The organism is Pseudarthrobacter sp. NPDC058362, from assembly GCF_042723515.1.
In the GTDB taxonomy this organism is placed as follows: Bacteria; Actinomycetota; Actinomycetes; order Actinomycetales; family Micrococcaceae; genus Arthrobacter.
The window spans coordinates 121,027-146,478 of the sequence record NZ_JBHXIW010000002.1; the positions used below are offsets into that span (position 1 = coordinate 121,027).

Below are 25,452 nucleotides of genomic sequence, written 5' to 3' on the forward strand. Positions count from 1 at the left end.
GCCAACTCCGCGGTCAGCCAGGAACTACGGGGCGGGCTGGGTGAGCGTCGGTGCCTGCGTCGGGACGCCCGGCGTGCGGCTTTCATGTTGCGGCAGGAAGGTGAGGAAGACGCCCAGGACGAAGATGAACAATGCGAGGCGGAACAACGCCCCGAAGCAGCCGATGTCCCGTTTACGGCTGCGCCTGCGCCGTGAACCCGGGCGGGAGCGTGTTTGTGGATCGTCGGCGGGGTCGCGGGTCATCTGTCTCCTGCGCTGCGCCAAGGCCGCCGCGGGACCGGACGTCGGCAGGAAGTCCCTGCGGGACGCCGGAAACCGCTGCGTGGTCATCAGGGCCGGGCTCGATGCCCCGGTCAAAAGGTTGGCCAGGTACTGGCTTATGAGACTTACCGTGGCCGGGTCCAGAACCGTGGGCAGGGAACGCAACGCACTGCCCAGCGAGTCCAGTCCCAGCACCTCCACCCCCGACGTGGTTGTCCGAGGCATTGTAGGTTGGCCCACCATGCACAGCCAGCCCTGGACCAGCCGTCGGTGCTGCGGTTCCAGGACCGCTGCTATGACAGCACATTGCTCAAGCGCACCGGCAGCTGATCGCTCCCGCGAGTAGCCGTTCTGCCGGAGCACACCGTTGCGGACTGCAACGTCTCCTGCCCAGTTCTTCGCGTCGATGACGATGATCCCGCCGGGCCCAACCAGGACGTGGTCAAGGTTGGCTTTCGGCCGCCCCGGCCAGTGCACATCGTGCAGGGCATACCAGCCGTCGGGCCGGAGCGAGTCCAGGATTTCAGCTACGCGAGCTTCTCCGGCAGCTCCTGCAGCCCATGCGCGCTCTGCCCTTTCCGCTTGTTCCAGCTCGCGGCGCAGCCTCGCCGCACGCTCCGATGCCCGCCGGGCCTGTTCTGCAGCGCGGTCGCCTGCCCCCATGTGTCCCCCAATATTTAGATCGCGCCCGTCGCGGCGGGCCGGGTCCATGCTATTACGGCGCCTCCACCGGGAAGAACACCCGCGGGTCCTGCAGCAACGCCGGGTAGGTGAAGGCCGAGCGGTCGATGATCTCGGTGACGGTGAAGTTCCGTCCGAACCGGCCGTCCTCCAGGGTGATGGGCCGTCCCACCACCTGGCCCACGGCGAACTTCGCGCCGTTTTCGAACGGCACAGCCACCGGCGTCTTGCCCGGAAGGGTGGCGAACGCGTCCTCCTGCGCCTGCCGCTTGCGTGTGGGCTTCTTCAGCTTGGGCTTGGGCGCGGCCTTCTTGGGTTGTTTCGAGGGCCGGCGCGAGCCGTCCTCGATGTAAACGGGGGAATACTCCTCAGCCGCGGCAGCAGCGCTGCGGTTCACGAACGGCAAGGCGACCGTGTCCAGCGTGGCCGGGTCGACGTCGTCGTGCGGGGAACGAAGAATCCAGAGGATCTCGCCTTCCGGCTCCTGCGGCAGGAACTCGTGCCGCGGTTCTGGCCAGACGTAGTCCAGGTCGGGTGAGGCATCGGTAAAAACGGAGCCGTAGAACGCAGGTTCCTTGCGCAGCAGTCGCGAGCGGTGGCTCAGGTGGAAATCAGGGTCGCCCAACCAGGGCGGCAGCGGGATTTTCGAAGCGTAGTCCGGGTGGCCGGCCTGCGGCGCGAACTCGGTGATGTTGGCGCGGGTGTTGTCCGGATGTCCGCGCTGTTCCCACTCGTCAACCATGGCCAGCCCGTACATTGTGAGCGCCGGCACGTGTCCCATCCACATCCGCACGGCCGGGTGAGTCTGCCAGCCGTATTCCGGAATGACCAGGGCGCGCAAGACCTGAAGGGCCTCAACGCGCTGCTTTCCGAGCCGGGCGGTGTCCAGGGCGGCGGCGCTTTGCCGGAAATCAGGGTACGGGAGGAAGGTTTGCATCCATTCAGTCTGACGGCAACAGGCCGATGTTCCAATTGCAGTGCCGCCGCCCACACCGGCCCGGGGGTGTCCGAATAATGGACGCCTGCATACAGTGGCCATTCGGGTGCACTAAGATCTCCGCAACCACCCCAGCGTTTTGGAAGCTACCCATGACTATTTCATCCCAAGTCTCCCCTGAAAAAGCCCTGTTGCCCCGCTACGGCCAGATGCTCGCCCCGGAGGCCAACGGCATCCTGGTCCTTGACGAGTTCACCCTGGACCCCGCCGCCGCGCTCCACGAGCAGCACCGGTTCCGCGACGGCGTGGCCGCCGTCGCCCGGACCGTGCGCAGGATCGCTGCGCTCCGCGTGGTCGTGGCGATCATCGCCATCGGCAACCTGCCGCTCTTCCTGCTCTCGAGTGGCTGGTGGATCTACGGCGTTTCGCTGGCCCTGGTGGTCGGCGTGCATGTGGCGGTCACCCTCATCAACCGACACGAGCCCAGGATCCGCCAGCGCTCGGCGCTCGAGCTGCACATGCACCGCGAGCGCAGTGCCAACTACCGCAAGGTGCGGGACGCCGTGAAGTACATGATCGACACTCCCAGTCGGATGAACGAGCAGCTCTACCTCGAACTGCTCGCCGTCAAGCGCGTCGCGCTCAACCTGGCGCATGGCACGGTGGCCCTGCTGGACACCAGCGACGACGCTGCGTGGAAGGTGCGCATCGTCCGGGAGCTGCCGGCGTCCAGCTGACGCGCTGACTGACCCCGCCGTTCGCAGCCCACCGTCCCGCTTCGGATCGCCGAGACTTAAAGCACGACGCCGGCACCTCCGTGTGGGGGTGCCGGCGCCGTGCTTTGTGGCCAACGGAATTTGTCTATCGCCGGCCCGATATTGGGTCGCCCTGGGCGGGCGGTGCAACTGCTGGCGCAGCCGCGGGTGCTGAATTATGCGGGGAGCTGCAGGACCTGGCCTTCGAAGACGAGGTCCGGGTCAGCAATGGTGTCCGCGTTCGCGTCGGCCAAGTGCTGCCAGCCGCCTTCGATGCCCAGCTTTTCAGCCACGATGCTCAGCGTTTCGCCGGCGGCGAGGGTGTGGGTCTCGCCACTCAGTGCCACCTCGGCTGCGTGCGCGGCGCCAGGGGTGCCCACCGGGGCGTTCTGTACCGGCACGCTCTCAACCGGGGCTGACTGGACGGGAGCGGCTTCAACCGGTGCCGCCTGGACCGTGCCCGTCGCGTCGCCGCTCAGGCCCAGCTGGGCGGAGCAGGACGGCCAGGCCCCCCAGCCCTGCGACGCCTGGACCTGCTCGGCGACGGCAATCTGCTCTTCACGGGTGGCATCGGATGCCGAGCCGGTGCCGCCGAAGGCGGACCAGGTGGAGTCGGTGAACTGCAGGCCGCCGCTGAAGCCGTTGCCGGTGTCGATCGACCAGTTGCCTCCGCTTTCGCATTCGGCCAGGGCATCCCAAGTTGACGTGCTGGTGGTGGCGTTGGCCGCCGTGGCGGAGAGTGCCAGGCCGGCCGCGGAGACGGCTGCTACAGCCATTCCGCGGCGCGCGGCAGTACGGAAAGTGGTGTTTTTCATGATGGTGATGCTCCTGAAGGCCACCAGCGCTGGCTCCGTCCCCGAAGATCATCGCGCCACTGCCCGCCCCTGACGAATAGAGGTCAACTTCGGCTGCTGCCGCTGGGCAGTTGGGTGGAGGCAGCGCCGGGCATTCGTGCGCCCGCCGTGCGGGCATGCATTTCACGCTAGGACATGACGTGGCCGTTATCAAATCGAGATCAAACCTGAACGGAAGCTGGTGGCTGGCTGGACGAGGCGCGATCGGCCGTCGCGCACTATCCTGACCGGATGGAAAACATTGTGGACGGCCCGGTCGTGTCAGAGCTCCCGGACCAGGCGGCCGCCCCCGCCAAACTGCTCCCCGTGGCCGAACTCCACCTGCACATCGAGGGCACCCTTGAACCGGAGCTGATCTTTGCCCTGGCCGGGCGCAACGGCATCGACCTGCCCTATTCCGGCTTGGATGAGTTGCGCCGGCGGTATGAGTTCACGGACCTCCAGTCCTTCCTTGACCTCTACTACGCCAACATGGCCGTGCTGCAGACAGAGCAGGACTTCGCGGACATGACCCGTGCGTACCTGGAACGGGCTGCCCTGGCCGGTGTCCGGCATGCGGAGATCATGATGGACCCGCAGGCGCACGTCTCCCGCGGCATTCCGTTGGAGACCTGCGTCAACGGCGTGGCCTCAGTCCTGGCCACCTCCATGGAGGACTACGGAATCTCCACCATCCTGATCGCTGCTTTTCTGAGGGACCTGCCGGAGGACTCCGCGCTGGAAGTCCTGGAAGCCCTGCTGGCCATGGGAGCCCCCATCGGTGCAGTGGGCCTGGACTCGGCAGAAGTGGGTAACCCGCCGGCCAAATTCGAGCGGGTCTTTGCGCGGGCGCGTGAAGCAGGCCTGCGGCTGACGGCACACGCGGGGGAGGAGGGTCCGCCGTCGTACATTATCGAGGCGCTGGACGTGCTGGGCGTGGAGAGGATCGACCACGGCATCCGCTGCATGGAGGATCCCGGCCTGGTGGAACGCCTGGTCGATGCCCGGACGCCGCTGACGGTTTGCCCGCTGTCCAACGTCCGGCTCCGCACCGTGGACACCCTCGCGGACCACCCGTTGCCGGCCATGCTCGCTGCAGGCCTGAACGTCTCAGTCAACTCGGACGATCCTGCATATTTCGGCGGCTATGTGGACGACAACTTCGCCCAGCTCCAGGCTGTTTTCGAACTCTCCGACTTTGACCGGGCACGGCTTGCCGCCAATTCCGTCCACTCGTCCTTCGCCAGCGAGGAGCGGAAGGCCCAGCTGCTGGACGAGCTGAACGGTTTATAGGGAACGGTGTAACACCGCCGCCTTGTCCTGTGTCCTACGCAACAACCGGTGCCGGGTGCCGCTAAACTGTTTCCCGCAGGCGTGTCTGGAGAGTGCAGGGCGGCACCCATGTCTGCGGGTTGTGCAGTCAGCCCTACCGATATCTCCGCCTCACTTGTTGCGTTGCCCGCTTCATAGACGGTCATGACACGCAGAGTTAACCATTTCAAGTCGCGCGAATTAACCGGCAGTTGGCAAGATGCCTAAGACCGATCGCTTATAAAAGGGGAATCATGGCCAAGTCCACCGCAGAAAACACCTTCCTTCGACTCAAGACGGTGCTGGATGTCCTGACCGAGGGTGTGTGGTCAGGCGATGCGCTGAACGCCGGACAGGTCCTGGCCGAAGCCACTGCCCGGGTGCCGTTCAACGAGCACGAGGCGGAGCTCCTCAGCGGTGGCATTCCCCGCGGCCACAAGACCCTTACCGCTGCTACGGCCAAGCTGGTCAAGGCCGGCTGGCTGGTCAAGGGCCGCTCCGGTTGGACCATCACTGAGGACGGGATGCGGGCCACGGTCGCCTTCCCGGACGCGGTTTCCTTTGCCACCGCGCTCGACGCCGGCACCCCGGTTCCGGCCGGAACTCCCGTTCCCGAGGCTCCCGCAGGGTTCGTCCGCAGCTTCGCCCCAATCGCCGCACCTGCCGCGGCGGCAGGTGCGGACACGGCGAAGGCCGCTGACAAGGGTGCCGCTAAGAAGCCGGCCAAGCGGACCCCGGCGAAGAAGGCCGCCGACGCGGTGGGCAAGGCTGCGAAGGCAATCGAGGACGCCGTCGAGCCCGTGGTGAAGGCGGTGCGCAAGGGCAAGGCAACGCCGGCCGAAGCAGCCGCTGCGGGTGCGGCTGCTGAGCCGCTTGAGGGTCCCGACGTCGAAACCCTTCCGCAGCCCGAGGCTGTAGCCGTGGCCGGCGACTTCAACACGATCCTGGGGGCCCCGGAAAACTGGGCCCCGCAGTACGACGAAGCGCAGATGGAATTCGACTTCCTGGAACAGCTCTGGAAGAAGAGCGTCGACCTGCCCGCCGGGTACTACACGTTCAAGATCGCGCTTAACCGGTCCTGGGACGAGAACTATGGCGCGTTTGGCGCATTCGACGGCGCCAACCACGAACTGCACCACAGCGGCGGCAACGTGACCATCCGCTACAACCACAGCACCCGCGACATCACCATCAACTAGCGGGTCACCCGGGCAGCCGGGGGGCCGGAGCCGGAGGGGAGCACCATGGGCAGGCACAGCGGTCCGACAGACAGCGCGGTGCGGTTGAGCGCGCGGGTTTACGGCGTGGTCCAGGGTGTTGGATTCCGGTTCCGGACCATGGGCAAAGCCGAAGAGCTGGGTCTGACCGGCGTGGTGGAGAACCTCACCGATGGTTCGGTCGCCGTGGTGGCGGAAGGTCCGGAAGAGCAGGTTTCCAGCCTGCTCGACTGGCTGCGTTCCAGCCACGCGCCCGGACGGGTGGAACGGGTCGACCCGTCATTTACCGCGGCAGAGGGGACGTTCGGGGAGTTCAGCGCCCGCTGAGTCCCAGGAACGCGCCCAGTTCTTCCAAAGCCGCCGGTTTGTGCGGCATGTAGCTGGTCAGTTCTGGAGCGCGGACGATCACGGCACGCCACTGGCCGCGTGACACCGCCACGTTGATCCGGTTCCTGTTCAGGAGGAACTCGGCCCCGCGCGGCGCTTCCGACACCGCCGAACACGCCATGGACACGATCACCACCGGTGCTTCCTGTCCCTGGAATTTGTCCACAGTCCCCACACGTACCTCCGGCAGCCCGGCGTCGGACAAGGCTTTTCGGACCAAGTGCACCTGGGCGTTGTAGGCGGCCACCACCAGGACGTCCTGCTGCTCCAGTGGGCGGGGTTCCGCTTCGGAGCCAGCTACCCACTTCAGGCCAAGGTGGCGCTGGACCTGACGGACCACTTCCGCGGCCTCCTCGGAGGACGAGGTGGCGTTTCCCGCATGGTCCACGAAGACGGTTTCCACCCCAGCCGGTGGTCCCTCCAGCGACCGGAGGGACGCCGCGGGGGCGGACTGCAGCCGGCCGTCGTAGCTCAGCCGCGACACTTTGACGCAGAGCTCGGGATGCATCCGCCATGAACCGGCCAGGAAGTAACCCAGCCGGGGAGGCAGCGTGGCATGCCCGGCGGCCAGCCAGCCCAGTGCTGATTCGTCCACCGGTTCAGGGTGGGCTCCCTGCGTGACCTGCGGCAGCTGCTGGGGATCGCCCAGCAGCAGCAGGCGCCGGGCAGACCCGGACACCGCCAGGGTATTGGCCAGGGAGAACTGCCCTGCTTCGTCAATGACCAGCAGGTCCAGGGAACCTGCGGGAACCTCCTTGCCGGTCATGACCCACGCAGTTCCGCCCACGAGGCATCCGCCGGGGGCCTCGAGAAGCGCTGCCACGTCGCCTTCCCGGGTATGTTTCCACGGCACCTCGCGTCGCTCCGCCAGTTTCTTGCCAACGACGGCGGGGCTGACGCCGCCGGTATCGATGGCCCGGCAGAGCAGGTTTTCCACCACGTTGTGGGACTGGCCCACTACGCCGATTTTCCATCCCTCGGCCACGAGCCTGCCGATGACATGCGCTCCCACAAAGGTCTTGCCGGTACCGGGCGGACCCTGGACGGCCAGGTACGACCGGTCCAGGTCCAGCAGCGACTCTGCGATGGCCGTGGAGTAGTCGGCCGTGCCGTCCGGACCGTTCCGCACGGGGACCGGGGCCGTGAGCGTGTGGAACCGAGGCGGCAGTTTGCGCATGATGTCCAGGCCAGGCTGGGCGGGCAAGTCCGGCACGGCTGTGGCCACGCTGTCCGCGATCTCGGCGAGGGCTGCTTCAATGCTGGGGGTTCGGATGGGCTGGTCCTCCGTCAGCGCCACGGGAAAGTCCGGGTACGCCGCAACCTTGGCAGTCTCACGCTCTACCACCGTGACCATGACCTGCGCGGGATCGTCCGGCACCGGTGCCAGGCCGCTGATCCGGGTGCCGAAGGCGTAGGCCCGGGCGTCGGCGGCAGCATCCGGTGCGGCCATGCCCGGGGGCGGGGGAGCGTCGTACAGCCTGCACCACGTGGAACCGGCACGGAAATCGGATCCCTCGGTCATGCTGCCCCGGAGCCGCACTACCCTGGTGCGCATCCGGTCACGAGGTTTCGCCAAGGCCCAGTCCTGCTCCACGTCCGCGGACGACACAACGAAGACGTTCCGCTGATCCGACCAGTTTTCCAGCGGCGCTTCGACGCGGTCGAAGTGCTGCCACCAGAACTGCTTGCGCTCCCTCCGATGGTAGCCCGTGGCCGCGGCCACCATGGCGATGGCACGCTCATCGTTGGTCCAGGGGCGGTCATCCGGGAGCCCGGACAGGTACTGGCGCAGCCGGGATTCCCCGCTGGATTCGCTGGGGCGGCCGTCCACGGCACCGTCTGCGGGGCCGTGGCCCGGTTCCGACTCAGACCAACCAGGTTCCTTCGGGAAGCCGCCCGCTCGACCCTTGAAAGCTCCCGCCGGGACCTCGGGTCCGGCCTGGCCTGCCGCCGCCCTGCCCACCTCCAGCAGCCAGTCACGCAGCCTCAGCGTCGACAGGCAGTCGTACCGGTTGTAGTCCGCGATGGAAGCGAGGATCCTCCCGGCCTCCTCCTGCCGCCCGGAGTCCCGTGCCGCGCAGTAGGCCGCGTAGGCCACTACGGAAGCACCGGCGTCCTTTACCTCGCCCGAACGGAGGTTGTCGCCCATGTAGAGCGGCTCGAGCTTCTTGATGGAATACGAAGCCTCGGAGATCCGCAGCGAATGGCGGACCGTCGCGTAGAGGTCCACCAGCAGGCCGTCCCGCAGCCACTGGTCCACGGTGTCCTCGCCGGCCTGATGGACCAGGGAGAGGTTCCGCAGGGCTGTCTTCTCATACGGCGCGTAGTGGTAGACGTGCATGTCCGGGTAGGCCGCCCGCCGCTCTTCCACGTAGTCGAGGAAAGCGAGAAACGCGCCGCGCTCACCGGAGCGGGAGTGGGCCCAGAACGGCCGGAAGACCGGTTCAGTGGCGCGGCCGGCGCCTTGCTCAGCCCACGGCGCGGGGGCTTCGACCACACCGAACAGGTACTCGATGCCCCACAGTCCCGTTGCCGGATCCTGCCACAGCGGATCGCCTTCGAAGTCGAAGAAGATGTCGCCCGGGCTCGGGGCAGGCAGGGAATCGATGCTGTTCCCGGGCAGCACTGTGTACGAAACTGTGTGCTCCTGGCCGGCCTTGGTGAAGGTGCGCGATCCGGCCGCTGGATCCAAACCCAACTGCATGCGGGCCTGGGCCCGCAGCCGGGCGACGGATCCCTGAACGCCGGCAGCCGGCATCGCGGCCAGTTCATCAATGGTGGTGATGCTTGCTGCGTGCAGCTTCCGGCGCTGCACCACCGACATCCCCGCCACCATGAGCAGATCGCGGTGCGCCTGGACCTGTTCCGCGCAATAGTCGCAGCGGCCGCAGTGGACCACACCGGGCTGTTGCCATTGCACGGGCCCCGGGCTCTCCCGGTGGCCGGCCGTCAGCTGGCGGAAGCGCCGCCGTCGTTCGCGGAACACCGGAAGCAGATCCGGAAGTGAGTGTGTGCTGCGCAGCCAGTCGTCGCCTACGCGGGTGCCCAGCACCAGTGTGACGACGGGGGAGGGGTCCAGACCCATGCCGATGAGCTGGTCACCGTATGCGGCCAACTGCAGCAGCGCGCCCACTTTGGCGTGCCGCGCCAGCTTGGTGTCCCAGACTTCATAACGCCCCGGCGTCCCGGACCCCGCGGCCTCATTGACCAGAAAGTCGGCATACCCCAGGAACTCACCGTCGAAGAACGTTGCCTGGAAGACCACGTCGGCCCCGGACCGCAGCGCGAGTTCCGTTTCAGCGTGCCTAGTCTGGAGGTCCCCGCGTGTATTGGGCCCCCGCTCCAGCGAGTAGACGCCGGTACCCCGGGATGCGTCCCAACCACCGTATTTGGCAGTCAGGCTGGCCAGGACCTCCTGTTCATGCCGCTCACCCAGGCGGCCGGCGCGCTCCTGCATCTCGTCGGCCGGGAAGTCGACCTTCGGCGCACGGCCCAGCTTTTCATCCAGGATGCGCAGCGTCCGGTATTCGCATTCGCTGGCCGCCACCAGGTCGCTGGCGGAAAACACCAGATCCGGCGGTGACCCCGGGCTGCCGCTGCCGGCAGATTCGAGCAGAAACACTGGGCCTCCCCATTGACAGCCGGGCCGGCGGACGGTTTCGCTGGCCCTGAACCAAACCTAGCAACCGGCACTGACAAAGTGGTCCCCGCCGGGGGCCGCCGCTATCCGCCGTTGGCGGCGCGCACTTGGGCCTTGTCGTGCTCAACCCGTGCGCGGCGCAGCAGGTCCATGAATTCTGTCTCGTTGCGGATAAGCCGCTTGTACTTTTCGGGCAGGTTGCGGATCTGCTCTTCCTCCCGGACCATGCGCGCAAAAATCTTGTCCCGCTCCACCATGTCCGTCTCGTAGTTGAGGTCCAAGTAATCCGTGGCGTGCCGGCGGGCGTTGGAGACGGCGTTCTTGGCTTTGCCCTTCGGGCTAAAGATCGATGCCAAGACGGTGACCAGCAGTACGCCGAGGATCGTCGTCAGGGATACGCCGGTGCTGACCTCAACGACGTCCACGTGCTGGCCGCCGTTGATGAACGGCAGCGTGTTTTCATGCAGTGCATGCAGGATCAGTTTGACGCCGATGAACCCCAGGATGGCCGCCAGGCCGTAGGAGAGGAAGATGAGCCGGTCCAGCAGGCCGTCGATCAGGAAGAACAGTTGGCGCAGCCCCATCAGCGAGAACGCCGTGGCCGTGAAGACGATGAACACGTTTTGGGTGAGGCCGAAGATGGCCGGAATCGAGTCGAGCGCAAACAGGATGTCGGTGCCGCCGATCGCGACCATGACCAGGAGCATCGGGGTGAGTACGCGTTTGCCGTTTTCCACGGTGAACAGTTTGTCGCCGTCGTAGTGCTGTGACGCCGGCAGGAACTTCTTCGCCAGCCGCACCACGAGGCCTTCGGCATCGTCGTCGTGGTCGTTGGGGCGGAGGAGGTTCCCGGCGGTGATCAGCAGGATCAGGCCAAAGATATAGAACACCCACGCGAAGCTGTTGATCAGGGCAGCACCCAGGAAGATGAAGGCCGTCCGGGCGATCAGCGAAAAGACGATGCCGAACAGCAGCACCTTTTGCTGGTCGGCCCGGGGCACGCGGAAGCTGGAAATGATGATGAGGAACACGAAAAGGTTGTCCACGGACAGGGCCTTCTCCGTGATGTACCCGGCGAAGTATTCAGCGCCCATCGTGGTGCCGCCGAAGAGCAGCACCCCAAGACCGAAAAGCACCGCGATGCCCACATAGAGGGACGACCAGATGGCCGCCTCCTTCAGCGACGGCGTGTGGGCCTTTCGCACGTGGAAGAAGAAATCGAACGCCAGCAGCGCCACGATTCCGATGACAGTCAGCGTCCATACATAAGCGGGTACTTCCACGCGGCGGACCTTTCATTGGAGTACTCACCAGCGTACCTAAGCAGGCTTGAGAAGTTCGTGCTCGATGACAGCGGAGCTGGAAAGCGTCTTGTAGCCCTCCTGTTCGAAGAGCACAGTGATTACATCGTCCTCATGCCGCATCACAAGGCCCGGGCCCCATTCCTTGTGCACCACGGAGGACTGCAGCGGAAACGCCTCGGCGGCTGCCAGATCCACCGCCCCGGTTAACCCGGCTGCCGATCCCCTGCAGTTGTCACAGTTCCCGCAGGGTTTCGGCAGGTCCTCGCCAAAATACCCGAGCAGGAACTGCCGACGGCAGCCATTGGTTTCGGCGTAGGCGCGCATCATGGCCAGGCGCGATTGCTCAATGGTCTGCCTCGCTTCGGACCGTTCGACGGCGGTGCGCACCACATCGGGCAGCTTCTCCGTTGAGCTCAGGCGGACACCGCGCTTATCCGTTTCCACGGCGCCGGCTTCCTCGAGCTGGTTGACCAGTCCGGTGATCCGCCGAGCCGACAGGCTGGTTCGTTCCGCCAGTGCGGTTCGGGGCGCAGGCCCGCCCGCTGACTTCAGCGCCTTCAGCACTGCAAGCAGCGCTTCCGGGTCCGGCGTACGGGTGGTGAAGAACTTGCGCAGCCCCAGATCCTCCGAGCGGTAGTGCAGGATTGCTGCCGCCGGTTCGCCGTCCCGCCCCGACCTGCCGATCTCCTGATAATAGGCGTCCAACGATTCCGGAATGTCGGCATGCACCACGAAGCGCACGTCCGGCTTGTCGATCCCCATGCCAAAGGCAGTGGTTGCTACCACCACGTCCAGCCGGCCGGCCATGAAGTCATCGTGGATCCGTTCGCGCTCCCGTGCCGGGCGGCCTGCGTGATAGGCCTCGGCGCTCAGCCCGTCAGCCGCAAGGCTCTCGGCGTAAATTTCAGTGTCCTTACGTGTTGCTGCGTACAGGAGGCCGTGCCCTTCGCCTGCCAGCGCCGCCACTTGGCTGAGGACCGCCTGGCGCTTTGCCCTGTCTTCGTGGTGGCGGACCACGTCCAGGCTGATGTTGGGCCGGTCGAACCCATGAACCAGGATGAGCGGGTCCGCCATGCCCAGCCGTTCCACGATTTCGTCGCGCACCGGCGGTGAGGCCGTGGCTGTCAGGGCTGCCACAGGAGGATTCCCCAACTGCCTGCGCACCTCACCCAGGCTGAGGTAGTCGGGACGGAAGTCGTGGCCCCAGGACGAGACACAGTGGGCCTCGTCCACAACGAACAGCGAAATGCCGAGTGCGGCGATGCGATCCACCGTGGCGGCCTTGGCCAGTTGTTCCGGGGCCAGGAAAAGGAACGTCGCCTTTCCGGATTCCATGGCCCGCCATGCCGCTTCCACCTCCGGCTCGCCGTGGGAAGAGTTGATGGCAACAGCGGCGTCCGGCCCGAGATCCTCGAGCAGTCCGTCCACCTGGTCCTCCTGCAGGGCGATCAGGGGTGAAACCACGACGGCGGGACCGCCCTTGGCGCCGCTGCCGCCCCGGTGCAGGTACAGGGCAGCCACCTGGTAGATGGCCGACTTGCCGTAGGCGGTGGGCATGACGGCGAGGACGTCGCGGCCCGCCGCCAGGGCCGCCATGCCGGCGAGTTGGCCCTCGCGCAGGGACGGTAGGCTGAATGCTGACGCCGCGAGGGCGCTGAGGTTTTGGTGGTCCGGCATCTGGTTTCTCCGCACGGTGGCTCCAGCGGCCGCCTGCTTCAGCCGCGGACTCCAGCGTACGCGGGCCGTGGCTCGGCACCGCAATGAAAATCCTTTATGTGGACAAACCCGCCCTGGGCCTTCCTTGACTTACAGGACGCCCTGAACAAGTCTGGATGAATCTGGTCCGCCGGCAAGTGCCGCGGTATCCGGGCCAGGCCCAAACCAAGGAGCATGTCGCGTGACGCGTGAAAACCCGAAGGTCGAAGAAGCCGACGAGTCCGAGCTGGAAGTCAGCGGGCATCCCAAAACCTGGGCTGCCGGCGTTCCCGGTGTCTACCACTCCATGCAGCCGGCTCTGAAGCATATGGGCGTGGGCAGGGCGGGGAAGACGCTCCTGGCGCTGAACCAGAAGGACGGCTTTGACTGCATGAGCTGCGCGTGGCCGGACCCCGGGCACCGCAAGACCTTCGAGTTCTGTGAGAACGGCGCCAAGGCCGTCACTTGGGAAGCCACCCCGGTGGTTATCGGCAGCGATTTTTGGGCAGAACACCCCGTCAGCGAACTGCGGAAACGGTCCGAATACTGGCTGGGCATGCAGGGCCGGCTCACGGAACCCGTGTACCGGAAGGCAGGGGAGGACCACTACCGTCCCGTCAGCTGGGACGAAGCGTTCCGCATCGTGGCGGACAAACTGAAGTCACTTCCCAGCCCGGACGAGGCCGCCTTCTACACCAGCGGCCGCACGTCCAACGAGGCCGCGTTCCTGTACCAGCTCTTCATCCGCGCCTACGGGACCAACAACCTGCCGGACTGCTCCAACATGTGCCACGAATCCTCCGGGTGGGCCATGGGCCAGACCATCGGCATCGGCAAGGCCACCGTGTCCTACGATGACTTCGGCAAGGCCGACCTCATCATCATCATGGGACAGAACCCGGGAACCAACCACCCGCGGATGCTGACCGCCCTGGAGGAAGCCAAGGAGGCCGGCTGCAGCATCGTGGCCGTGAACCCGCTGCCGGAAGCCGGGCTGATGCGCTACAAGAACCCCCAGAAGGTCAAGGGAATCATCGGGCGCGGTACGGACCTGGCCGACCAGTTTCTGCAGATCCGGATCGGCGGGGACATGGCGCTGCTGCAGGCCGTCTCCAAGCGGGTGCTGGACGCCGAGGCCGCCAACCCGGGCACCGTGCTGGACCACGCATTCCTGGAAGAACACTGCGAAGGCCTCGAGGAACTGCGCGCGCATCTGGCCAACCTGGACGACGCAGCGGTCCTTGAGGCTACCGGGCTCCGCGCCGAAGAGATCGACGAACTTGCCGCGCGCTATCTTGCCGCCGACAAGGTGATCATTACGTGGGCCATGGGCGTCACCCAGCAGAAGAAGGGTGTCGCCACCATCAAGGAGATCATCAACCTGCTGCTCCTGCGCGGCAATATCGGCAAGCCCGGGGCCGGCGCATCGCCCATCCGCGGCCACAGCAATGTCCAGGGCGACCGCACCATGGGTATCTGGGAACAGATGCCGCCGGCGTTTATGGATGCCCTGGGCAAGGAATTCAATTTCGAACCGCCCCGCACCCACGGCTACGACGCGGTTGAAACCGTGCGCCGGATGGCTGATGGCAGCATCAAGGCCTTCATCGCCCTCGGAGGCAACTTCGTGGGGGCTATCTCGGACACCACTGCGGCCGAGGCAGCCATGGAAAAAACTGAATTGTCCGTCCAGATCTCCACCAAGCTCAACCGGTCGCACACGGTGACGGGCACCGAGGCCCTGATCCTGCCCACGCTGGGCAGGTCCGAGATCGACCGGCAGGAGACCGGCCCGCAGTTCGTCTCCGTAGAGGACACCGTGTGCGCGGTGCACGCCTCCCACGGCACCGTGGAACCTGTAGCCCCCGGCCTGCTGTCCGAGGTCGCGATCGTCTGCCGGATGGCAGAAGCCACCGTTGGCGGCCGGACCACCGCCGACTGGGCGGGCTTCGAAAAGGACTACGACCTCATCCGCGAGCACATCTCCCACGTGGTCAACGGCTGTGAAGACTACAACCGCAAGATCCGGCAGGACGGCGGCTTCATCCTGCCAAACGGGCCCCGGGATTCGCGGACGTTCCACACCCCCACCGGCAAGGCCATCCTGACGGTCAACGAACTGGAGCACGTGCAGCGGCCGGAGGGGACGCTGATCCTGCAGAGCATGCGCTCGCACGACCAGTTCAACACCACCATCTACGGCCACAACGACCGGTACCGGGGCATCAAGAAGGGCCGCGAAGTCGTGTTCGTCAACCCGGAGGACCTGACCGAGCTGGGCATCGCGGACGGCGATCATGTGGATGTGCGCGGCGTTTATCCGGACAACGTGGAGCGCGTCCTGCGGAACTACCGGGTGGTCTCTTACCCGTCCGCGCGCGGATGTGCCGCCGCCTACTACCCGGAGGCCAACGTCCTGGTGCCGCTGGAAAGTGTGGCCGAGGGAAGCCAGACGCCGGCGTCCAAGGCCGTGATCGTAAAACTGGAACCGGTCGGCTGACACTTCCGCCGCGTGGTGCGGGGATCCGGCTCGTAGCCGGATCCCCGTCATCATAACCGGCCATGGCCGGCATGGCCGGCCCCGGCAACCAACGTTCGTGCGGTTGCGGGCCGGTCTTGCACTAACTTACTGAGCTGTGTCCGCCCAGCCGCGGCTGGCGGGGCCGCCGTCGGCACCGTCGCTGCAGAGTTGGAAGGCGACGCGCGCGGCTTTTTCCACGGAGGCCGCGGACGCGTCTTTCGAGCCTGCACTGCCGGTGCCTGCCTCGAGGCCGGCCGCATACCCGACCAGGAACGTGGTGACGGGTGCTGCAGCGTGGATCACCGAATCCGCTGACTCACGGGCCAGGTCGAGGAGCAGTTCCTGGTCCACCTTGAGGTCCAGGATCTGCAGTGCCTGGGCCAGCCGGTTGCTCCACTGGTCAAGTACCTGGGCTTCGTGCTCACTGACAGCCATGTTTCGCTCCTTCAACGCCTGGGTCCGGACCGTGTTGGGGCCCGCCGTACTGACGCCGACACTACAAGGCTTCGGCACAGAAGTCACCGGACGCCCCGAAGGAAAACCGTCGTAAACCTCAGCCGAGCCTGGCGTTGACTGCCGCCGGCGAGAAGACCTCGTTCACCAGCAGAGACGACATGCCGCGGATGGCTGCGTCCTCGCCGAGGGACGCCAGCCGCACGTCCAGGTGGCGCGTGGCGCGGGGCAGTGACATGGGATAGAGCGTTTCGCGGATCCCGCCGATCAGCGACGACGAGGCGAGGTCCCCGGCGATCAGCAGAACGGCGGGGTTCAGAAGGCACACCACGGTGGCCATGACCTCGCCCAGCCGCTGGCCGGCCTCGTGGGTCAGGCGCATGGTGTCCACGTTTCCCGCCAGCAGGTGCTTCCGCACGTCGCGGCCCGACTCAGCGGGAATGCCAAGATCGGTCATCTGGCGGGCAACGGCCCCGCCGCTGGCTCCCGCCGCCAGGCAACCGAGAGAACCGCACTGGCACACCAGCCCGGCAAACGCAGGGTGCCGGACGTGGCCGATGTCCCCGGCGCCGCCGTCCACGCCCTGGTACACGCGGCCGTCAATGACCAGCCCGGTGCCGATGCCGGTGGATGCCTTGACCAGGCAGAGCGAACTGACCCCGGCAAACCCGGCGCTGTACTCACCGACAGCCATGGCATCGGCGTCGTTCTCCACGAGGACCGGAACCGGGAACGATTCCTGGATGAATTCCACGATGGGGTAGGCGTCCCATCCCGGCAGGATGGGAGGCTGGCTGGGCCGAAGCGTGTGGGGGTCCACAGGACCGGGGATGGACAAACCCACGCCGGAAATCTTCGCCATGGGCACCTTGGCGCGCTTTAACAGGCGCTGCCCGGCGGCCGTGATGGCGTTCAGCACCTTCTCCGGGCCCTCCTGGACGGCAATGTCCAGGTGTTCGTCCACCAGGATTTCACCGCCAAGGTCACACAATGCCACCCGGCTGGAACGCGTTTCCACGGAAGCCGAAAGAGTGCAGGAGTGCTGCAGGTTGAAGGCGAGGTCGGTGGGCCGGCGGCCGCCGGAGGGTCGGGCCGAGCCCGCTTCCCGGATCAGCTCGGCGCGAAGGAGCGCATCCACCCGCTGGGCTACCGTCATGCGGGACATGCCGGTCTCTTCCTGGATGTCACCGCGGGTCCGCGCACGGCCGGAGCGGATCAGGTGCAGGACGTCGCCGGGTCCCACGTACATTTGTGGCTCCTTTTGTCACAAAACATTCCTGCTATTTTAGGGGTTCAAACGCCCTGGAGCGCAGAAGTCAATAGGCTACAAGCTAAATCATTCTGCAGCTAATGCTAGACACCTAGGCAACATTTGGATAGCCTTTAGGCACAAGTTCCGATTGTGACTGCGCTCACTGCCGGAATTATCCAGTAACTGTCATTCCAATCCGGCCGGCGCGGTCCGGACGGAAGGAGCGGAAGCTGAGGCGCGAATCCCGCGGCACCGGTGCCGGTGCCGCCGTAGACAGGAGCATCCAAGTGACCATAACCAGAGGCCGATCAAAACTGGCCGTGCTTGCCGCAGCGTCGTTGACGGTGGCACTGCTTGCAGGCTGCACGCAGGGCGGTGATTCCGACGGCGGTTCCACCGACGGCGGCAACGCTGAGGCCATTACCGTGTGGACCGCGGACACCCTCCCGGACCGTGTGGCCAAGACCAAGGAAATTATCGCCAAGTTCACCGAGGAAACCGGCGTTGAGGTCGAACTCGTCGGCGTTCCGGAGGACCAGTTCAACCAGGTCCTCACCTCCTCCGCGGCGGCCGGTGACCTTCCGGACGTTATCGGTTCCATCTCGCTGGCCCAGGTCCGCACGCTCGCAGCAAACGACCTGGTTGACCCTGCGGCCAACAAAACGGTGGTGGAAAACCTCGGTGAGGATACCTTCACCAAGCGTGCCCTGGAGTTGACGCGCGACGGCGATGAGCAGCTGAGCGTGCCGGACTCGTCCTGGCAGCAGCTGCTGTACTACCGCAAGGACCTCTTCGACAAGGCTGGCATCACGGCGCCGAAGACCTACGACGACATCAAGGCCGCGGCCGAGAAACTGGATTCACCGGAGCTGGCCGGCCTGGTGGCCGCCAACAAGCCGGGTGAAGCCTTCACCCAGCAGACCTTCGAGCACATCGCCCAGGGCAATGGCTGCGAAATGGTCAATGACCAGGGCGACATTACCTTCGACAGCCCCGAATGCGTGAAGGCCCTGGAGTTCTATCGCGACATGCTCAAGAACTACTCCGTTCCGGGTGCGCAGGACGTAGATACCGTCCGTGCGTCCTACTTCTCCGGCAAGGCAGCCATGGCCATCTGGTCCACCTTCATCCTCGATGAAATGGCCGGCCTCCGCGACGATGCCATGCCCACCTGCCCCGAGTGCAAGGCTGACCCCGCCTTCCTGGCCAAAAACACCGGCGTAGTCACCGGCATCCAGGGCCCGGATGGCGATCAGCCGGCCCAGTTCGGTGAGGTAGTCTCCTGGACCATCACGGAGGGTTCAGCCACTGAATCCGCCCAGAAGTTCGTGGAGTACTTCATGAGCACGGGCTACGCGGACTGGCTGTCCATCGCTCCTGAAGGCCGGCTCCCGGTCCGTGCCGGCAACGCCGACAACGGCACCGAGTACGCGGATAAGTGGAAGGACATGCCTGCCGGCGTTGACCGCAAGGAACCGCTGGGCAAGTTCTACTCCGAGGACGTGCTCTCCATCCTCCAGAAGGGCCCGGACGAGCTGAAGCGCTGGGGCATCACCCAGGGCCAGGGCGACTTGGTGGGCGCGGCACTGGGTGAACTCCCGGTCGCCAAGGCCGTCAGCGACGTCACCTCCGGCGGCGTCGATGCCGAGAAGGCAGCCAAGCAGGCCGCCGAGACCCTCCGCTCCATCCAGGGTTCATTGAAGTGAAACTGAACAAGGACGCTCCGGCAGGGCAGGCGGCATCAGCCGCCGCCCTGCCGGGGCGCCGGCCCCGGCGTTCCCCCATGGCCAGGGAGGAACAGCGGGCCGGCCTGACGCTGCTCTCGCCCACCCTTGTCCTGGTTCTGGTCATGGTGGTCCTGCCGATTCTCTGGACCATCCTGCTGGCCTTCCAGAAGGTCCGGATCCTGAACATCCGCTCGGTGGGACTCTTTGGCCCGTACACGGTGGCCAACTTCGACCAGGTCTTTTCGGGCTCTTTCTTCCAGGCGCTGGGCACTACCCTGGCGTACTCCGTCCTGGGCACCACCGGCGCCATCCTGCTCGGCCTGATCGCCTCGCTTGCGCTGCGCAAACCCTTCAAGGGCAGGACGCTGGTCCGGGCCTCCATGCTGCTGCCCTATGTTGCACCCATCGTGGCCGTCACGTTTACCTGGACCACCATGCTTGACCCGCAGTTCGGCGTGGTTAACTACTGGGGCAAACGGCTGTTCGGCTGGGAGGAGTCCATTCCCTTCCTGAGCGAGCGCGTCCGGGAAGTAAGCTTCCTGGGCCTGCAAATCGAGGTGCCGACGGCCCTTATCGCGGTCATCCTCTTCGAGGCCTGGCGTTCGTTCCCCTTTGCCTTCCTCTTCCTGACCGCCCGCCTGCACGCGGTGCCGGACAGCCTGGAGGAAGCCGCCCGCGTGGACGGCGCCACGCCCATCCAGCGGTTCTTCTACATCATCCTTCCCCAGCTGCTGCCCACCATTGCGATGCTGTCCGTGCTGCGCTTCATCTGGACATTCAACAGCTTCGATGACATCTATCTGCTGACCGGCGGCGGCGCCGGCACGGAAGTGGTGGCCGTGACGGTCTACAACTTCCTGACGGCCCGCGGCGACATCGGTGCGGCCTCCGCGCAGGCGCTGGTCCTGGCACTGATCCTGGGCCTGTTCGTCGGCATCTACATCAAGTTCTTCACCAGGAAAGAGGAGGTCTCCTGATGGCGGTACCCGTTGAGACCAGGCGCACTTCCTCCAGGAGGCCGGAGGGCTCCGGGGTGTCCCGCGACGTTGTGGAGACCAAGATATTCGGGGTCCTGCGGTGGGTGGTCATTGTCGGCCTGCTGCTGGCGACCCTCTTCCCGTTCTATTACATGTTCATCCTGTCCATCCGGCCGCTGGAATCGCTCTTGAGCGACCCCGGCTCCCTGGTGATTCCATTCCAGGAACTGAACTGGAGCGCCTACACGTCCATCATGGCCACGCAGGAGGACGGCGGTCATGGCTTCCTGAAGTTCATGGGCAACAGTGCGATCGTGGCGCTGGGGACCGTGCTGATCTCGCTGTTGGTAGCTATCCCGGGGTCCTACGCCATCAGCCGGCTGAACTTCTTCGGCCGCCGCCAGGTGAGCGGCCTGTTCCTGGCGGTCTACCTGTTCCCCAGCATCCTGCTGGCCATCCCCCTATTCACCTTTTTCACCAGAATCGGCCTCCGCGGCCAGCTGGTGGCGCTGCTGATTGTGTACGTGGCGCAGGTGATTCCGGTGACCATCTATATGCTGCGGAACTACTTCGACACCATCCCCACCAGCCTTGAGGAAGCCGCCGCGCTGGACGGCTGCAGCCGCCTGGGCGTGCTGCGGAGGATCAGCCTGCCGCTGGCCATGCCGGCCATCGTAAGCAACGGCCTGTTCGTCTTCATGATCGCGTGGAACGAATTCCTGTTCGCGTTGCTGTTCCTGGTGAACTCGCGCCCCAACTGGACGGTCTCACTGGGCCTGTCCCAGCTGGCTGGCAGTATTGAGGTGCCTGCCACGGTCCTGATGGCCGGTTCTGTGATCCTCACGCTGCCGATCATCATTATCTTCTTCGCCGCCGAACGACTTCTCACCGAGGGCCTGACAGCGGGAGCTGAGAAGGGGTGACGGGCAAGCACGCACAGGAAAACATGCAGGAAAGCACGACGGCGGCGCTCACCGAAGAGGTGCGGAACCTTCTCGAGGCGCACTGGCGGCCGGAGCACGGCTACTCGGTGCCGAACCCCGGCACCTATCCGCATCTGTGGCTGTGGGACTCCTGCTTCCACGCCATCATCTGGGCGAAGCTGGGGGATGCCCGCGCCGTCAAGGAACTCGATGCTGTCCTGGCCGGGCAGCTGGACAACGGGATGGTCCCGCACATGCGGTATGGCGGAGAAGGCCCGGACACCTGGCTGGGCCCCCTCACCCGGACGTCCTCCCTCACCCAGCCGCCCATGTTTGGCCATACGATCAAACTGCTGGCGGACGCCGGCATCGCCTTGGCTCCGGAAACGCTGGCCAGGGCGAAGGCCGGGCTCGACTGGCTGTGGGACAACCGCCGCACCCCCGAGGGCCTCATTTACGTGGTCCATCCCTGGGAAGCGGGCAACGACCACTCGCCGCGCTGGGACGACTGGGGTGCCCCCGGCCGGACCAAAGAGGCCTACAGCCGCCCGGCCCGCACCGCGTGGAACAAAGAACGGATGACCGAGGTCACCTTCTCCGAGGACGGTGCCGCCAACTGGTCCACCAGCTTTGTGGCGTGCCCCGCGGCGTTCAACGCCTACACGGCGTTCAACATGCGCGAGCTGGCGTCAGTGACCGGCGACAGGGAGCTGGCGGACCGGGCGGACGCCATTGCGGCAGCGATGGACGCGCACCTGTGGAACGCGGAGGAACAGCTTTGGTCCGACCTTGCCGTGGTGGGCGGCGGACCGTCAGTCCACATTCCCATCAGCGACGGCGTGATGGGCGCCCTGGTAACGGCAGACCCGGCGAAGGCCCGGGCTGCGCTGGACCAGCTGGCGGACCCGGCCAGGTTCGGCGCTCCGTTCGGACCGGCGAACGTAGGCCGGGAGCACCCGGCCTACGATCCGGACACCTACTGGCGTGGTCCGGCCTGGCCGCCACTGAACTACCTGTTCCAGCGGGCCTTCCTCGGCCAGGGCATGGCGCGGGAAGCCGAGGCCATGGCAGAGCTCACCGCCAAGGGCGCCGTGGCCAGCGGCTGGGCCGAATACTGGAACCCGGAGAACGGGCGCGGCCTCGGCGCGGTGCCCCAGAGCTGGGCGGGCCTGGTCATTGCCATGCAGCAGTAGCCACGCGGAGGACGGCGCGGGCCAGGCAGGCATGGCCCGCGTCGTTCGGATGCACTGTGTCCTCGTCAAGCATGGTGGCTGCGTCCCAGTCGGGAGCCTCAGCCAGCACGGCTCGGGGATCTCCGGCCATGGCCTGCCGCAGTGCTTCGTTGTATATGTCCACCAGTTCGTTGGAGCCGAGGTTGTGCGGTGCATAAAGGCTGAAGTCCAGCAGGGGTGGCTGGACCACGGCCACCACCAAAGCCTCCGGGGCTGCCTGCCGGAACGCGCCAAGGACGGTACGCAGCGAAGCGGCGTAGCCTTCAAGGCCCGACGCCGAATCCCCGGCCAGGCGCAGGTCGTTCAGTCCCGTCATCAGCAGGTAGAGGGTGGCCGGCGGGGGAGGGTCGGCCAGGACCAGGGCGGCCGTCCCGGTGCTGCTGCTGCCGCCGACGCCGCGGTTGTCCAGCTCCAGCCCCAGGCCGGAGGCGGCCCGTGCCGCGAGGCATGCTTCAGCTGTGGACGCCCCGTCCCCGTCGATCCACGAATGCCCGTAGGAAATCATCAGCCGCATCGCGGCAACCGCCCTTCTGCTGTATCCGTCCGGCAGGTCCCGGACAGTTCTGGTAACGTTATCAAACCAAGCAAACCGATCGGAAGACTATGAGCCACAATCCTCCCCGGCGCTACGACAAGTTCCCCACCGTGACCGTTCCCGGAGACCATCGCGCCTGGTCGGGCGCCGACGCCTGGCGGCAAATTGCCGCCCGGGGTACCCGGACCATCGTGGTGGACACTTACCCCGGCACGGACCTCCCGGAACTCAAGCGGTGCATCGCCGAGGCACTCCCGGGCCACCGCCTTCTCGACGTGGAGGAGCGGGCAGCCCGGCCCATCGAGGAGATCGACGCCCTGATCGAGGCCAACCTCACCGACGACAGGGTCTTCGGCGTCCTGAGCCACCACACCCTGCGCGACTTCTACGACGCCCCAAGGCTTGCCGCGCTCGCGACGGACGTGTCGTCGTCGGACGCTCCCGTGGTCCTGGTGGGCTGGGGGGCGGCACTGGTGCCGCTGCCGGAACGCACCCTGGTGCTGGCTGACATGGCGCGCTGGGAACTGCAGCAACGCCAGCGTGCCGGTGCCCCGAACTGGCGCTGCGACAACGGCGGCGAGGACAACCTGCGCAAGTACAAGCGGAGTTTCTTCGTGGAATGGCGCGTGGCGGACCGGCACAAGCGGCAGCTGTTCGGCCAGCTCGACTACGTTTTGGACACCAACCGCAGCACCGACGAAGCCGTCCTCATCAGCGGCGAAACGTTCCACCGCGGGATGGCCGCCGCCGCGTCCGCGCCGTTCCGCGTGGTGCCGTTCTTCGACCCCGGCGTGTGGGGCGGGCAGTGGATGAAGCACGTCATCGGCCTGGACAGCGACGCGGACAACTACGCCTGGTGCTTCGACTGCGTGCCGGAGGAGAACAGCATCCTGCTCGACGTCGGCGGGACAGTCATCGAACTGCCGTCCATCGACGTCGTGTTCACCCAGCCCAAGGCGCTCCTCGGCCCGCAGACCTATGCCCGGTTCGGCGCCGAGTTCCCCATCCGCTTCGACTTCCTGGACACCATGGAAGGCGGGAACCTCTCGTTGCAGGTGCACCCGCTGACGGACTATATCCAGGACCGCTTCGGCATGCACTACACGCAGGACGAGAGCTACTACCTCCTGGACTGTGACGACGACGCGGTGGTGTACCTGGGACTCAAGTCGGGCACCGACCCGGCTGCCATGGTGAAGGCTTTGAAGGACGCGTCCGACGGCGACACGCACTTCCCGGCGGAGGAATACGTCAACGCCTTCCCGGCGAAGAAACACGACCACTTCTCCATTCCGGCCGGCACTGTCCATTGCTCGGGCGCCAATTCGATGGTGCTGGAAATCTCCGCGACGCCCTACATCTTCACCTTCAAGATGTGGGACTGGGACCGGGTGGGCCTCGATGGCCGCCCGAGGCCCATCCATGTGGAGCACGCCAGCCGCAACATCCAGTGGGACCGGGACACCGAATGGGCCCGCGAGCAGCTGTTGGACCAGGTGGAGCAGATTGGCTCGGGGGACGGCTGGAGCGAGGAGCGAACCGGCCTGCACGAACTCGAATTCATCGAGGTCCGCAGGCACTGGTTCACCGACGCGGTGCCGCACCATACCCAGGGCACCGTCAATGTCCTGAACCTGGTGGAAGGGTCCGAAGCGGTTGTCGAGAGCCCGGACGGCGCGTTTGAACCCTTCGTGGTCAGCTACGCCGAAACGTTCATCATCCCGGCGTCGGTGGGTGCCTACACGATCCGTCCGCACGGCAGCGGCGTGGGCCAGAAGCTGGGCACCGTGAAGGCCTACGTCCGGGGCACTCAGACGGCGCTGCCGGCGGCCATCGCCCAGTAGGCGGCTCCTACCAGCCCGGCTTCCTCCGAGCGTTCGGCCTTGCGCAGGGGAAGCCGGGCCAGGTCCGGCTCCACCGAGGCGATGCCCCGCCGGAGCGCCGGTTCCACGAGGTCCCAGGATCCGGTCATGGACCCGCCCACCACCAGCACCTCTGCCCCGAAACGTTTGAGATAGGGAGCGGCGGCGGCGCCGGCCGCCCCGAAGGCATGGTCCAGCACCGCTGCCGCCACAGGGTCCCCGGCCCGGGCGGCCCCGGCGATTTCCCGCACGTCCGGAGTGCCGGCGTCGTGGCTTTCTCCGGGCGCGGCTGCAGCCGCGTAGGCCCGGCGGATCGCGCGCCGGGAGACGGTCTCCTCGAGGGGGAGGCCGTTGTACTCCAGTAGGTAGCAACTGCCGTCCGGCGGTACGTCGCTGCCGCTCTTCACGGGGACGCCGTCCGCCAGGAAAGTCGAACCCACGCCGGTACCCAGGGTGATGCAGGCCGCCCGGCGGCTGCCGCCCGCAGCGCCCAGCGCGACCTCGCCGATCCCGAAGGCGTCGGCGTCGTTGAGGAAGCTGATGCTGCCGGCGGCCGTGCCGAGCCTTCGGGCCAGCTCCGCACCTACATCCACGCCCTTGAGCTCATCGAACTTTCCCACGTGCTCATACAGCGCCACTCCGGCCGCGTAATCGAACGGCCCCGGCAGCGCCACGCCCCACGTCCCGCTGTGGCCGGTGCCCAGCGCCGCGGCCGCTTCCGCGACCCGATCCAGGAGCTCGGCGGCCGGCGCGTGCGCATCGAGGCCGCGCCGGACGATGCTGTCCGGCGCCACCCGCCATGTGCCGCCCGGTCCGTGGACCAGGGCCGCGGTGACATGCGTGCCGCCGATTTCAAGGACTGGGGTAGGGAGCGGTTGGTTCACCTGGCGTCTCCTGGCTCTTGGTAACGTTGACAACGTCCGGCGCTAAGCGGCCGCGGCGTAGGTCG

General features: G+C 66.3%; 20 protein-coding genes. 10 read left to right on the forward strand and 10 right to left on the reverse strand.

The genetic code is table 11. The features are described 5' to 3' along the window. Positions 1 to 24: 24 nt before the first annotated feature. Both ACFWIX_RS05155 and ACFWIX_RS05160 read right to left on the reverse strand, forming a co-directional pair. Positions 25 to 972, reverse strand: a complete 948-nt coding sequence (locus tag ACFWIX_RS05155; RefSeq protein WP_377215038.1) for a nuclease-related domain-containing protein — start codon at positions 970 to 972, stop codon at positions 25 to 27. 4 nt (positions 973 to 976) lie between these two features. After that, positions 977 to 1,879: an MSMEG_6728 family protein gene (locus ACFWIX_RS05160; protein ID WP_377215039.1), complete on the reverse strand. Its 903-nt coding sequence runs from the start codon at positions 1,877 to 1,879 to the stop codon at positions 977 to 979. A gap of 152 nt (positions 1,880 to 2,031) precedes the next feature. On the opposite strand from ACFWIX_RS05160, the gene ACFWIX_RS05165 reads away from it, so the two are divergent. Then, positions 2,032 to 2,616 (forward strand): hypothetical protein, encoded by a 585-nt coding sequence (locus ACFWIX_RS05165; RefSeq protein WP_377215040.1) that lies wholly within the window; start codon positions 2,032 to 2,034, stop codon positions 2,614 to 2,616. A gap of 194 nt (positions 2,617 to 2,810) precedes the next feature. On the opposite strand, the gene ACFWIX_RS05170 is transcribed toward ACFWIX_RS05165, so the two are convergent. Next, positions 2,811 to 3,449 carry a transglycosylase family protein gene (locus ACFWIX_RS05170; RefSeq protein WP_377215041.1) on the reverse strand — a complete coding sequence of 213 codons (639 nt, stop codon included), beginning with the start codon at positions 3,447 to 3,449 and terminating at the stop codon, positions 2,811 to 2,813. A gap of 270 nt (positions 3,450 to 3,719) precedes the next feature. Between ACFWIX_RS05170 and ACFWIX_RS05175 the strand changes: the two genes are divergently transcribed. The 3 genes from ACFWIX_RS05175 to ACFWIX_RS05185 all read left to right on the forward strand — a co-directional run bounded on the left by ACFWIX_RS05175 (position 3,720) and on the right by ACFWIX_RS05185 (position 6,322). Continuing rightward, positions 3,720 to 4,760, forward strand: a complete 1,041-nt coding sequence (locus ACFWIX_RS05175) for an adenosine deaminase (protein ID WP_377215042.1) — start codon at positions 3,720 to 3,722, stop codon at positions 4,758 to 4,760. 272 nt (positions 4,761 to 5,032) lie between these two features. Further along, complete coding sequence (locus tag ACFWIX_RS05180; RefSeq protein WP_377215043.1) at positions 5,033 to 5,977, forward strand: glycosidase; 945 nt, start codon at positions 5,033 to 5,035, stop codon at positions 5,975 to 5,977. Between the two features lie 45 nt (positions 5,978 to 6,022). Beyond that, the gene (locus ACFWIX_RS05185) at positions 6,023 to 6,322 is read left to right on the forward strand and encodes an acylphosphatase (RefSeq protein WP_377215044.1); all 300 of its coding nucleotides are present in this window, start codon (positions 6,023 to 6,025) and stop codon (positions 6,320 to 6,322) included. Here the strand turns inward: ACFWIX_RS05185 and ACFWIX_RS05190 are convergent. The 3 genes from ACFWIX_RS05190 to ACFWIX_RS05200 all read right to left on the reverse strand — a co-directional run bounded on the left by ACFWIX_RS05190 (position 6,309) and on the right by ACFWIX_RS05200 (position 13,003). Next, entirely contained in the window at positions 6,309 to 10,004 is a 3,696-nt protein-coding gene (locus ACFWIX_RS05190) for a TM0106 family RecB-like putative nuclease (protein ID WP_377215045.1), read from the reverse strand. The genes ACFWIX_RS05185 and ACFWIX_RS05190 overlap by 14 nt on opposite strands. Positions 10,005 to 10,105: 101 nt before the next feature. Beyond that, positions 10,106 to 11,305: a TerC family protein gene (locus ACFWIX_RS05195; protein ID WP_377215046.1), complete on the reverse strand. Its 1,200-nt coding sequence runs from the start codon at positions 11,303 to 11,305 to the stop codon at positions 10,106 to 10,108. A gap of 36 nt (positions 11,306 to 11,341) precedes the next feature. Then, positions 11,342 to 13,003: a RecQ family ATP-dependent DNA helicase gene (locus tag ACFWIX_RS05200; protein ID WP_377215047.1), complete on the reverse strand. Its 1,662-nt coding sequence runs from the start codon at positions 13,001 to 13,003 to the stop codon at positions 11,342 to 11,344. Between the two features lie 220 nt (positions 13,004 to 13,223). On the opposite strand from ACFWIX_RS05200, the gene ACFWIX_RS05205 reads away from it, so the two are divergent. Beyond that, positions 13,224 to 15,521 carry an FdhF/YdeP family oxidoreductase gene (locus tag ACFWIX_RS05205; protein ID WP_377215048.1) on the forward strand — a complete coding sequence of 766 codons (2,298 nt, stop codon included), beginning with the start codon at positions 13,224 to 13,226 and terminating at the stop codon, positions 15,519 to 15,521. 126 nt (positions 15,522 to 15,647) lie between these two features. Here ACFWIX_RS05205 and ACFWIX_RS05210 read toward each other — a convergent pair whose 3' ends face one another. Beyond that, positions 15,648 to 15,977, reverse strand: a complete 330-nt coding sequence (locus ACFWIX_RS05210) for a DUF6457 domain-containing protein (protein WP_377215049.1) — start codon at positions 15,975 to 15,977, stop codon at positions 15,648 to 15,650. A 118-nt stretch (positions 15,978 to 16,095) separates the two neighbouring features. After that, positions 16,096 to 17,244, reverse strand: coding sequence for an ROK family protein (locus ACFWIX_RS05215; RefSeq protein WP_377215050.1), 1,149 nt, complete (start codon positions 17,242 to 17,244; stop codon positions 16,096 to 16,098). A gap of 290 nt (positions 17,245 to 17,534) precedes the next feature. Between ACFWIX_RS05215 and ACFWIX_RS05220 the strand changes: the two genes are divergently transcribed. From ACFWIX_RS05220 to ACFWIX_RS05235, 4 genes are read left to right on the forward strand one after another with little or no spacing between them, the layout of a single operon-like run. Beyond that, on the forward strand, positions 17,535 to 18,953 hold the full coding sequence (locus ACFWIX_RS05220; RefSeq protein ID WP_377215051.1) for an ABC transporter substrate-binding protein: 1,419 nt from the start codon (positions 17,535 to 17,537) through the stop codon (positions 18,951 to 18,953). Further along, on the forward strand, positions 18,950 to 19,951 hold the full coding sequence (locus ACFWIX_RS05225; RefSeq protein ID WP_377215052.1) for a carbohydrate ABC transporter permease: 1,002 nt from the start codon (positions 18,950 to 18,952) through the stop codon (positions 19,949 to 19,951). The genes ACFWIX_RS05220 and ACFWIX_RS05225 overlap by 4 nt, the downstream gene beginning before the upstream one ends. Next, the gene (locus tag ACFWIX_RS05230; protein ID WP_377215053.1) at positions 19,951 to 20,874 is read left to right on the forward strand and encodes a carbohydrate ABC transporter permease; all 924 of its coding nucleotides are present in this window, start codon (positions 19,951 to 19,953) and stop codon (positions 20,872 to 20,874) included. Before ACFWIX_RS05225 ends, ACFWIX_RS05230 begins: the two co-directional genes overlap by 1 nt. Positions 20,875 to 20,897: 23 nt before the next feature. Beyond that, positions 20,898 to 22,067 (forward strand): hypothetical protein, encoded by a 1,170-nt coding sequence (locus ACFWIX_RS05235; protein ID WP_377215054.1) that lies wholly within the window; start codon positions 20,898 to 20,900, stop codon positions 22,065 to 22,067. Here the strand turns inward: ACFWIX_RS05235 and ACFWIX_RS05240 are convergent. Beyond that, positions 22,048 to 22,620 carry an SGNH/GDSL hydrolase family protein gene (locus ACFWIX_RS05240; RefSeq protein ID WP_377215055.1) on the reverse strand — a complete coding sequence of 191 codons (573 nt, stop codon included), beginning with the start codon at positions 22,618 to 22,620 and terminating at the stop codon, positions 22,048 to 22,050. The genes ACFWIX_RS05235 and ACFWIX_RS05240 overlap by 20 nt on opposite strands. A gap of 89 nt (positions 22,621 to 22,709) precedes the next feature. Here ACFWIX_RS05240 and ACFWIX_RS05245 point away from each other — a divergent pair, with 89 nt between their 5' ends. Beyond that, entirely contained in the window at positions 22,710 to 24,485 is a 1,776-nt protein-coding gene (locus ACFWIX_RS05245) for a class I mannose-6-phosphate isomerase (protein ID WP_377215056.1), read from the forward strand. Here ACFWIX_RS05245 and ACFWIX_RS05250 read toward each other — a convergent pair. Next, positions 24,452 to 25,387, reverse strand: coding sequence for an ROK family protein (locus tag ACFWIX_RS05250; RefSeq protein ID WP_377215057.1), 936 nt, complete (start codon positions 25,385 to 25,387; stop codon positions 24,452 to 24,454). The genes ACFWIX_RS05245 and ACFWIX_RS05250 overlap by 34 nt on opposite strands. Between the last annotated feature and the right edge of the window lie 65 nt (positions 25,388 to 25,452).

Excerpts from the sequence above, each read along its gene's own strand:
- ACFWIX_RS05155 (WP_377215038.1), bottom strand. The coding sequence starts at position 972 with ATGGACCCGGCCCGCCGCGACGGGCGCGATCTAAATATTGGGGGACAC.
- ACFWIX_RS05160 (WP_377215039.1), bottom strand. The coding sequence starts at position 1,879 with ATGCAAACCTTCCTCCCGTACCCTGATTTCCGGCAAAGCGCCGCCGCC.
- ACFWIX_RS05165 (WP_377215040.1), top strand. The coding sequence starts at position 2,032 with ATGACTATTTCATCCCAAGTCTCCCCTGAAAAAGCCCTGTTGCCCCGC.
- ACFWIX_RS05170 (WP_377215041.1), bottom strand. The coding sequence starts at position 3,449 with ATGAAAAACACCACTTTCCGTACTGCCGCGCGCCGCGGAATGGCTGTA.
- ACFWIX_RS05175 (WP_377215042.1), top strand. The coding sequence starts at position 3,720 with ATGGAAAACATTGTGGACGGCCCGGTCGTGTCAGAGCTCCCGGACCAG.
- ACFWIX_RS05180 (WP_377215043.1), top strand. The coding sequence starts at position 5,033 with ATGGCCAAGTCCACCGCAGAAAACACCTTCCTTCGACTCAAGACGGTG.
- ACFWIX_RS05185 (WP_377215044.1), top strand. The coding sequence starts at position 6,023 with ATGGGCAGGCACAGCGGTCCGACAGACAGCGCGGTGCGGTTGAGCGCG.
- ACFWIX_RS05200 (WP_377215047.1), bottom strand. The coding sequence starts at position 13,003 with ATGCCGGACCACCAAAACCTCAGCGCCCTCGCGGCGTCAGCATTCAGC.
- ACFWIX_RS05210 (WP_377215049.1), bottom strand. The coding sequence starts at position 15,977 with ATGGCTGTCAGTGAGCACGAAGCCCAGGTACTTGACCAGTGGAGCAAC.
- ACFWIX_RS05215 (WP_377215050.1), bottom strand. The coding sequence starts at position 17,244 with ATGTACGTGGGACCCGGCGACGTCCTGCACCTGATCCGCTCCGGCCGT.
- ACFWIX_RS05230 (WP_377215053.1), top strand. The coding sequence starts at position 19,951 with ATGGCGGTACCCGTTGAGACCAGGCGCACTTCCTCCAGGAGGCCGGAG.
- ACFWIX_RS05235 (WP_377215054.1), top strand. The coding sequence starts at position 20,898 with ATGCAGGAAAGCACGACGGCGGCGCTCACCGAAGAGGTGCGGAACCTT.
- ACFWIX_RS05240 (WP_377215055.1), bottom strand. The coding sequence starts at position 22,620 with ATGCGGCTGATGATTTCCTACGGGCATTCGTGGATCGACGGGGACGGG.
- ACFWIX_RS05245 (WP_377215056.1), top strand. The coding sequence starts at position 22,710 with ATGAGCCACAATCCTCCCCGGCGCTACGACAAGTTCCCCACCGTGACC.